8 protein-coding genes and 2 pseudogenes are annotated in these 9942 nt (G+C 42.4%); 8 read left to right on the top strand and 2 right to left on the bottom strand.

The genetic code is table 11. The features are described from left to right. The first annotated feature begins 120 nt into the window (after positions 1-120). Positions 121-1116, top strand: a pseudogene (locus ACED60_RS24490) (helix-turn-helix domain-containing protein). 289 nt (positions 1117-1405) lie between these two features. Beyond that, entirely contained in the window at positions 1406-1873 is a 468-nt protein-coding gene (locus ACED60_RS24485) for a hypothetical protein (RefSeq protein ID WP_371728645.1), read from the top strand. 195 nt (positions 1874-2068) lie between these two features. Here the strand turns inward: ACED60_RS24485 and ACED60_RS24480 are convergent, their stop codons facing one another. Further along, positions 2069-2506, bottom strand: a complete 438-nt coding sequence (locus ACED60_RS24480; RefSeq protein ID WP_371728644.1) for a PACE efflux transporter — start codon at positions 2504-2506, stop codon at positions 2069-2071. Between the two features lie 138 nt (positions 2507-2644). On the opposite strand from ACED60_RS24480, the gene ACED60_RS24475 reads away from it, so the two are divergent. Continuing rightward, positions 2645-3547, top strand: coding sequence for a LysR family transcriptional regulator (locus ACED60_RS24475; protein ID WP_371728643.1), 903 nt, complete (start codon positions 2645-2647; stop codon positions 3545-3547). Positions 3548-3965: 418 nt separating this feature from the next. After that, on the top strand, positions 3966-4310 hold the full coding sequence (locus ACED60_RS24470; RefSeq protein WP_371728646.1) for a thiamine-phosphate diphosphorylase: 345 nt from the start codon (positions 3966-3968) through the stop codon (positions 4308-4310). A gap of 124 nt (positions 4311-4434) precedes the next feature. On the opposite strand, the gene thiE is transcribed toward ACED60_RS24470, so the two are convergent. Next, positions 4435-5052 carry a thiamine phosphate synthase gene (gene thiE / locus ACED60_RS24465; RefSeq protein WP_102278720.1) on the bottom strand — a complete coding sequence of 206 codons (618 nt, stop codon included), beginning with the start codon at positions 5050-5052 and terminating at the stop codon, positions 4435-4437. Positions 5053-5311: 259 nt separating this feature from the next. Here thiE and ACED60_RS24460 point away from each other — a divergent pair, with 259 nt between their 5' ends. From ACED60_RS24460 to ACED60_RS24445, 4 genes and pseudogenes are all read left to right on the top strand, one after another. Next, positions 5312-7255: a methyl-accepting chemotaxis protein gene (locus ACED60_RS24460; RefSeq protein ID WP_371728642.1), complete on the top strand. Its 1944-nt coding sequence runs from the start codon at positions 5312-5314 to the stop codon at positions 7253-7255. Between the two features lie 286 nt (positions 7256-7541). Further along, a pseudogene (locus ACED60_RS24455) lies at positions 7542-8127 on the top strand (IS6 family transposase). A gap of 230 nt (positions 8128-8357) precedes the next feature. Further along, positions 8358-9206, top strand: a complete 849-nt coding sequence (locus ACED60_RS24450) for a carotenoid biosynthesis protein (RefSeq protein ID WP_017104230.1) — start codon at positions 8358-8360, stop codon at positions 9204-9206. A gap of 158 nt (positions 9207-9364) precedes the next feature. Next, on the top strand, positions 9365-9942 hold a 578-nt coding region (locus ACED60_RS24445), incomplete at its 3' end, for a cytochrome P450 (protein ID WP_371728641.1).

Below are 9942 nucleotides of genomic sequence, written 5' to 3'. Positions count from 1 at the left end.
AGCATGATCTTCTCATTGCAAAAAATCAAGCTCCTTCAATGATCACGGGTATAGTAAACAAAACGTTGCAAATGATATGCACGTCTAATAATGCAACAATATATACAGGATTGTATTCTCATGACCTCTAGTCACTACCAAGTCCCAGTAATTCAGACGAACTACGCTAAAATTCTGGTTCAGGTTTTTTCTGACTATGGTCTTGATTTACATATGTTGCTTAAAGATTCCGGTTTACCACCAGACCTTATCGAATCAGAAAGCGATTTTGTGCCATCGGAATCCATTAAGCGTTTGATTTATCTCACATCGGCGCAACTTGGCGTATCTCGGTTCACCGATATTCTAGGACTCGCATTTCGACGTCGAATCATCCCAAATGTCTTGCATCAATTTGCCGAATTTAAAACCATTGGTGATTCGCTGAAACACCTAAATTCAATCTTTGCCTACGACTCCCCAGGCAGCAAAGTCGAGCTTATTCAAGAACACGGCCAAAGTTGGTTTTGCCGAACTGCACCCGAAGACAATTCCCCTACGTTTCAATGGGGAGAAGCTTTTGCAATTACATATATCATTGAGTTAATAACCATTTTATCCAAATCCCCATGGTTGCCTAGTAAGGTGCGTCTGCAAGGACATGACATCGATGTCGTCAAAACACTGGTGCCAAGTAGCTGCCAATTGTTTGTTGAACAGTCGTCGACGGCTGTGCTGATCCCTGAAGAAATCTTACAACTCCCAATTCGCCTAACCTCTAAAGAACTCAGTGCTAAACCGACGCTTATTGAGTGGCACACCAGCTTTACCGATAGCGTTTATGAGCTACTCAAGCCCTACATGAAAGAACAAAATCTCTCACTTGAAGAAGCGGCTGAACTGCTCAATTTTTCTGTGCGAACGTTTCAACGCAAACTCAAAAATGAAAATACGACCTATCGAAAAATCAAAGAAAACCTAATGTTTTCAGTCGCATGTGAGCTGATGTAAGAAGGACACACGCTGACCTACATCTCTAGCCAACTCGGCTACACCAACATCTCTCACTTTTCTCGGGCGTTTAAGCGTGTGTCTGGTCTTACGCCGAAGATTTACCAACGTTCAATTTTGGACTAAGTGTAGTTTTGGACTAAGTACAATCTGGCCTCCCTCTCAGTTCCATTTGTAAGAGTGTCGCTAGATCTATCGCGCCCCAAAGCTCCTCTACGTCTTGTACCCTAAAATAAATAATCATACTTACTCCTCTTTAAGTCGAAGTACCATCTTGGATCAATCTCGACAGAGATACTTACCATAATGCGCCACACCCACTTTAAGAGCTGTTTCGCATATAAAACAATAAGCGTTTGAAAGTTATAAGTTTATCTCCTAAGTTTTTTATAACCCTTTACTCAGGAAGATGTAGATGAGCAATATAGAAAAAGTATATGGATTTAATACGCCCCAACGGCTCTTTGTCGGTTACACACTCGCCGTACTCGTTGATTTAACCGTTCTCAATTTTTTTGATGAATATTGGGATTTCGTCAATATCGAGTCTTTCACCATCTCATTTGCTGCTGCGATTTTGCTACAGCTGTTGCTCAAGTTATCCATCGGCTTAGAACATAAGCTCGCGGATTACTTCAAGTCGAAACCCGGCACTGCCCCTAAGATCTACAGAGGCCTGTCGAGCTATGTGATTCTCGTCGGTTCAAAATTCGTGATGCTAGAAGCCATCAACATTCTATTTGGTGACAAAGTGGATTTCACGGGGCCTTGGAACGGTGTCGTCGCCTTCTTTGCAGTGGTATTTACCATTCTGGTTGCCGAAGTGATTGTTTCTAAAATCTACTTTGCATCGGATGACACGCAGAAAACCGAAAAAGCCTAAGCGCTCTATCGATTTTCAAGTGAACTGCAAGCAATAAGTGGGCTACTCGGGAAGCCGATAACGTTGCATCACTAAAAAGCAAAACGCTTTCCGAAGGATCGGTTAAAAGCGTTTTGCGTTTTTTTGAGGGAGTGTTGACGGAGATGAGCTTAGAATGACGAGGTTATTTCTCCCTCGCCAGGATTAAGACCACTTTTAGCTCGCTCCAAATTTAACCGCGAAAGATCTGCGTACCAAGAACGATCTCACGTGATCATAAATCAGATTAAACACAAACGCGTAAATGGTAATAAAAATGGTCACGCCGATATCCATTAAAAATGCCGGCCAAATCCCCACATTAAGCAAGAAAGCCATCACTGGGATCGTCGCTATCAACAAGCCTGCTTCAAACAAAACCACATGGAATATTCTCAGCTTAAGTGAACGCTGAGATTTTTCACCCGTAAAGTAGCGATCAAAAATGCGGTTAAAACAGTAATTCCAAATCATAGCGATTGTCGCAACAACTATCATGGTTCCTGATAAGGCATTCACATCATGATCGGTAAATATCGCTAAACCAATAATTGAAAGTGTTACAGCCAAAACTTCGAATAATACTGAGTGAAACACTCTTTCTAACGTACTCATACATTCCTCTGAATAATCTAGTATGGGTTGGATTAGCTCGGATTATGTCATCGGAAATAATAAGAGAAAGTTAACAGCCATCACGATTAGTGATAGCCTGAGCATTATCATCCCATTTGGTATTGAGCGAGAAGTAACATGTACAGTTTTGAGCAACTAAAAGTCTTCGTCACCGTGTGTGAAAGTGGCTCTTTTTCTGCTGCAGCACGCAAGCTGAAACGCGCTCAGTCTGGTGTCAGCCAATCGATCGCCAACCTAGAAATAGCCATCGATCAAGAGCTGTTTAACCGCAAGAAAAACATCCCTGTTTTGACCAACACAGGTAAAGCCTTATTGCCTGTCGCTAAGTCGATTCTCGACCAACAAAAGTACTTCGACCAAAAAGTAGAATCGCTGACACAAGAAGATGAACACGAACTGATCATTGCCATTGATGAGAGCATCATAGATAAGAATTTCATTAAGATAATCAGCTCACTAGCCGATCAGTTTCCAATCACACACTTCGATATTATTACCACCTCAACCTTCGATGTTGAAGACTTAGTCAGACGCGGCAAAGCACAGATAGGCATCATCTATGCGGATGGTGAACTTAAAGTAGATATGGACTTCTTCTTACTGGGTCAAGCACGTTTTCTTACAGTTAGCTCCGCCACTCACGAGCTGAGCCAAATGCCCGTCGTTCAAGACTCAGACCTAAAGCGCTACCGCCAATGTGTGCATCGTAGTTCTAAGCAGCGCGAATTGTGGTTCACCTATGGCATCAGCTCCATGCTTTGGTATGCCAACAACCACAAAACGATCATCGATCTCGTTGAACAGAACGTAGGGTGGGCAAATGTGCCTGAAATGATGGTGATGGAAGGGATTCAGAAAGGTGATCTCGTAGCACTGCCAGTGGCACACGAGCATGGTGGTTGGATTACTCCAGTGGGTTGTTTGGTGTCTCGCAGCCATATCAATGGCCCAGTGTTAACAAGTTTACTTGAAAAACTAAAAGGCCACTCATTAGAGAACAATCAGTGGCAAGCCAACTAATCTCCCCCTATTCTTGAATTCAGCCTATTTTAGCAACTGAATCCTAAATAAATGACGGTGGTGTTTTCTCCAGCACTACCTCATTTCCACTTTTTGTGCCGATAATTTTCTTTGTCGTGTGGATAAAACACCCTAGTTGATATCCCAAAGTGACATAACTAGTATGCCATCCCAAAGGGTTTGTCTTATCAAACTGATATCGACAAAACCAAATCGCTCTTTAACACCACTGACCCAACTTCAAATCTCCCACATAAGTGCCCCTGCCCTGCAACCACTTGTGAAAGCTTCAAATAGATCACTTTTGAATATTGATTCGCACCCAGTTTATGAGCCCTCTTCGAGTGCTTTTTTATATCTAAATGAACCTTTTGGAAAATTTGTCGTGAACGTTTTAAGAAATATTTGCCCTGAGAAAATGGGCAAAGAGCGTAACAAACGAGAGTATGATTTACGCGTACTTAATTGTGTCAGTGAAAGCGAGTATGAATCGCGTATGGCAGTTTGGAATAGCTTAACTTTGGTTGCTACTCCGTCTGTTTCAGAAATAAAAGGCTTCATCGATGAGGCTTTCAACAAACTTCAGCAAGACTTGAAAGAAGCCAGCCGCGAGTTATCGATAAACTACACAGACTTCATTGCAATGGCGCATGAAGAACTCAACTACATTAAGGTGTTTGTTGCTGATAAGACCGCACAATACGGCTGGTATGCCGCGATCGTTCTTATGATCATCGGTACTGTTGCTTTATGCGCTCAGTAAACCAAACTGTGTATTAAATAAATTGCCTTAAAAGCTCAAGCGATAAACATAAGCACATATCTGTGCTTATGTTTTAGCTAGAAAACAAACAGTTAAACTCATTTATCTTCTAGTCTAAAAGCCTTCACTCTCCCATCAGAGACAACAGATCCCGCGTCGCTTGTTTTGGATCTTCAGCGTGACATATCGCAGATACCAGTGCTAACCCATGAATACCGCTCTCAACTAACTGCGGGATGTTCGATTCGTTAATTCCACCAATACCGACAATCGGTAGCTTCGTTGTCTCCAACGCCATTTTAATTCCATCATAGCCCCAATGTTTCTTTAGATTCGTCTTGGTCGGTGTGGCAAAAAGCGCACTGAGGCCAATGTAATCGATCGGTAAGCTATCGGCTTCTTGTAACTGCTGTTCAGTTTCAATTGATAACCCAAGAATCTTATCTGGACCTATCAACTGGCGTGCTAACTCTGCAGGCATATCAGACTGTCCTAAATGTAAGCCGTCAGCATCCACAGCCAACGCAACGTCTACCCGATCGTTAATGATCAGCGGGACACCAGAGCCAGCCAAAATCGACTTAACGGCCTGCGCACGTTCAATGAAAGCTCTGACATCTCCATGCTTCTCTCTTACTTGAACCATAGTGACACCACCAGCGATTGCTTGTTCAACTACAAACTTAAGCGTTTCTAGATCTTGCTGGTCATCAGTAACCAAGTAGAGCTTATAAGGGTTCATATCGTGCCTTTGGAGTCGGAGTCTAAATTGCGTTTCTACTATTTTACCGACAATTTGCATCATGTGCATGGAAGTTAATAAACAATTAGCTCAATTAAGCATGCTCCAACAAATATGCAACCCATTGAAACGATAATAAAAAACCGGATTTTTTAACGAAAGCGTTACTTATTACACAAACTATTCACTTAAGCCTGCCCAGAACACTGTTTTATGGAATACTTCGCAGTGAAGGAATCAGGTAAATATAGGGATAGTTATGCGCCACCTTTCTATAGCATTTAAGATCAAGCTAGGTTATGCCATCTGCTTGCTCTTTTTCGTCATTTCAGGCTTTGTGAGTTACAAAGGTATCCAAACCTTGTCGAACGGCTTTAGCCAATACAGTGTACTTAGCCAGAAAGCGACACTGTCAGGCAACATTCAAGTGCATTTTCTGCAGATGCGCTTAGCCTCTGAACGTTACTTAGAGTCATTGGATGAGCAATACGAAACGAATTATCAATCAAGCAAACTCGCGATTGATGAACTGCTCAACAACTTAATCCAAACCACCACCAAAACCGATAGCCTAGCTAGCCTGCAATTAGTGCAAGACAGCGTGGCGGCATTTGACACGGCTTATGGATCAATGAAACAGAGCCAGCTGCTCATCGACCAATTGGTGAATGTCGAGATGGTCAAACGAGAAACCAACGCCCTCAAAGCCGCGCAAAGCTTGTTGTATGAGTCGTACAACAACAATGATCCAAACGCGAGCTTATACGCGGGTATGTTGATGGAGAACTTCCTCGCAGCCAAGATCACTGTACTGAGTTACTCAAACAACAACGACCTAAAAACCTATGAAGCGGGTAAAGATATCTTTGAATACGCGTTGCCGGGTATTGAAGGCGACATTGAGTCTCTTAAATCATCCCCTTACCAAAGCGAGTTGATTGAAGATTTCTCTAACCAGCGCGAAGCGTATGCAAAAGGCTTTGAACAAGTTCATCAGCAGATGATTGAGAACACGCAAAGAACTGCGACTCTTGCCTCGATTGGTGACAGCTTGGCTATTGCGGTCGCGGATGCTCAAAGTATTCTAGAGCAACAGAAACAAGCATTAACGCCAGAACTGCAAGCCAGTGAAAAACGTTCAGTTCAAATCATCTTCTTGCTAACAGGTGTGGCTTTGGTGATTGGCATGACAAGCGCTGTGTTGGTGACTCGTTCTATTACCAAAGGCATCGCGCAGGTTAAACAGATCACCAACGAGCTTTCTCAAGGTAACTTAAATGTTGAAGTGAACATTGAGAGCAAGAACGAAATCGGCGAACTGCTGACCAACATGGAGATCACCATTGAATCTCTGCGCGATATTGTTGGTCAAGTGAACCGTTCTAGTGTGCGTATTGGTGAGATGTCGGAGTCGCTGAATCAAGTGACCAATAACAGCTCGACCAACGCAACACAGTTGAACAATGAGATGATCAATATCTCTTCTGCCGTTGATCAATTGGCTTCCAGCACATCAGAAATTGCTGAAAGTGCTAACCACGCGTCTCAAGTTGCAAACCAAGCAACCGAGAATGTGGCGATGGGTCTAAAAGAAGTCGACAAAACACTGCACGAAATTGGCAGCGCTGATGAAAGCATGCAGGTGAGCAGTCAAAAAGTGACTGACCTACATAAAGAGTCGATGAATATTGGTGCCATTCTTGAAGTCATCAAAGGCGTTTCTGAGCAAACTAACCTACTGGCATTGAACGCGGCTATCGAAGCTGCGCGCGCAGGTGAACAAGGTCGTGGGTTTGCTGTCGTAGCCGATGAAGTAAGAACGCTCGCTAAGCGTACTCAAGATTCTGCAAGCCAGATTGATGAACTCATCACCTCACTGCAACGTGGCGCTAAAGATGCGTTAGAGTCGATCAAAGAGAGCCACAGCACGGTTTCAGATGCTTCAACTCAGGCACAGCAAGCTTCTCAGAACTTACATGTGATCAACCAACACATTCAAGATCTGAACCAAGCCAATAGCCAGATCGCAGTATCTGTCGACGAGCAAGATTGCTTAACCAAGTCGTTAGGTGAAAACGCGCAAGGTGCCAATACCATCGCGCAGAGCAACCAAGAGTCTGTAAGCAGCATTTCTGGCGCAGCGAGCGACTTAACCGAAGTTGCTCATCACTTAGAAAACCAAGTGAATCGATTTAGAACCTAACGAAACCAGCCTTTAACACAGCTGACACGGTTCCGAACCAAGAATAAAAAGCCCCCGACACATAAGTGTCGGGGGCTTTCTTTTAGTTAAGAGCTTTAAGTTAAAAGCTATTAAACTATAATCTCAAAGCTAACTTAATGTAACGAAAAATCATGGAGTTATGCTTACTTCCAGTACCCGAATGGCGATATAGTGGCGGCAAATTTTAATCACAAGAAACAGGGGTTGTGTCGCAAACAAGGGGGTAGGTTATGATCACCCCTCAACATTCTTCAGCTTTAACATTATGACTATTAAGTTTACTGGCCGTCACTTTCCTTCTGAGATCAGACTACAGTCCGTTCGTTACTATGTTTCCTACAAGCTGAGCTACCGTGAAATTAAAGAGGTGTTAGCTGAGCACGGCATCAGTGTTGACCACTCAACATTGAACCGTTGGATCATTAAATACGCTCCCCTGCTTGAGCACCAGGCACGTAAATAAAGAAGCCAGTCGCGTCTGCGTGGCGAATGGACGAGACATACATTAACGTCAAATGTCAGTGGAAATATTACTATCGAGTCGTTGAGAAGCACGGTCATTTCATTGATTTTTTACTCTGCAAACGCCGTGATGAGAAAACGGCTCGCGCCTTCTTTGCCAAGGCAATCTGCTATAAGGGTTTACTAGGAAAAGTGGTTAGCGATAAGAGTGGTGCCAACGCGTTAGCGTTACATAATGTCAATGTTTAACTCTGGCTGATGGGAAATCAGATGAGGGAGCCAGTTCCACCCTGGCAGGCGTGGAACTGTGGTCGATAATTAAAAGTGAACAGCTCGATAATCCTGAAGGCTTATCTGCTTGGGAGCAATTTTACGCCCTAGCAGCCTAATTGCATCTGAAGATCTGTACACTTGTACTTCGTCATAACTTTGCGACACAACCGTATTAATGGTACAGATCACATTACATCAAAGCCACTGATTAGACCAGGCAACAAACTTTTCATGATATTCTGTCCCGCTTTATTATTATCGTCTATTTGATATCAATTGATTAGCACCATTATTCATCTTGCCTAATCGTTATCATGACTTTTAGTTTCAAAAATAAGAGTAGTATATGAAGCCTAGAGCACCTTTATTCTTGCTTGCAATCACCATTATTTATATTGTTTATTCATTTCTTCGAGGTTATACCGACTTACATATATCGAGCGTATTTACTCCACTAATTTTGTTCCCGTTTGCAATATTACACGGTAGTGTCTATTGCGGTATAAAGAAAATGTCATGTTTCTTTCTATTAGTCTTCGTTGTCAGTGTTTTCTACGAAAGCGTTAGTATTTCAAGTGGATTTCCTTTCGGTCACTATTATTATTCTGACCGACTAGGAATTAAAATATTTGACGTCCCATTAGCAATCATGCCGACCTACTTCAGTTTGGGTTATGTCTCTTGGTTTATATCAACCATCCTTCTTAATCAGTTTGATAAACCGATACAAACGAAAAGTAAAGCAATCATCATCTCTCTTACTGCCTCATTTGTAATGGTTTCATGGGATGTCGTTATGGATCCTGTGAATTCGCTCATCAAATCGCTGTGGGTCTGGACCGATCGTGGTGTGTATTTTGGCGTTCCGTTAAGTAATTTCTTTGGGTGGTTTTTATGCGTATTTACCTTTTATTTGCCTTTCTCATTATGGTGCTACAACGATAAAGTACATTTGAAGCAAATCCCGCCCCATGGTTACTTATACCTGCCCTCAATCATTTACGTTACCATAATGTCAAAATACATCCTTTGCTTCTTGTTCAAAGACAACCTTGATGTCGCCACTTTGCATGGCGAAATTTTTAGCTCAAAAGACATTTATGGAAGTGTGATGCTTATTGGTATCTTTACTATGCTGCCAATCGGTATCCAATCTATCTATAAGATCTACCGACACCGCAGTCACTCGCTCTGAGCGACAAGAGTTCTTTAGTTCACACAATACGGTACTCACATTGTTTACACGCGCTAGCGTTGTATCACAACCAAAGTTTCGTATTACGATAACAAGCATGCTAAGCCGCTCTCAGCACCTGCTATTCATAGCATTCAGATCAAGTTAAGGTAATACAAATGCAGAAAATTGAACAGCTTCCAATGCCTCCTAAATCGGGGATTTTGGGGCATGTGAGTTATTTGAAGAAACCCAATGTTCATCAACAGATGCTGTCTTGGGTGAATGAATATGGTGCTTATTTTCGTTTGAAACTGGGAATGAAGGATGTAATGGTTCTCTCTGAACCCTCTCAGATTAAGGCGATTTTAAAATCGAGGCCAGATGACTTTCGCCGTTTGAAAAGCATTGAAAGTGTGTTTGAAGAAGCAGGGCTTAACGGTATTTTTTCTGCAGAAGGTGATCGTTGGAAACATCAGAGAAAGTTGACTGAGCCTATGTTCCAGCCTAGCCACCTTAAACATTTTTACCCTAAGTTAAGTGTGATTACCGAACGTTTAAGAAAGCACTTTGAAAAGTTATCAGAATCAGGAACTGTCGTTGATTTAGTTAGCGAATTCAAAAAATACACAGTAGATGTCACATCATTGTTGGCTTTTGGTGAAGACTTTAATTCGATTGAGCAATCAGACACTCCTCTTGGGCGTTGTTGCCTAAATCAGTTGAACCTTTTTCGAGTCTTGCGATCTGATCCTTT

Source organism: Vibrio sp. 1F279, assembly GCF_041439815.1.
Lineage (GTDB): Bacteria > Pseudomonadota > Gammaproteobacteria > Enterobacterales > Vibrionaceae > Vibrio > Vibrio tasmaniensis_A.
The sequence above is the reverse complement of the archived record's forward strand: the minus strand, read 5'-3'. Positions and strand labels throughout refer to the sequence as shown.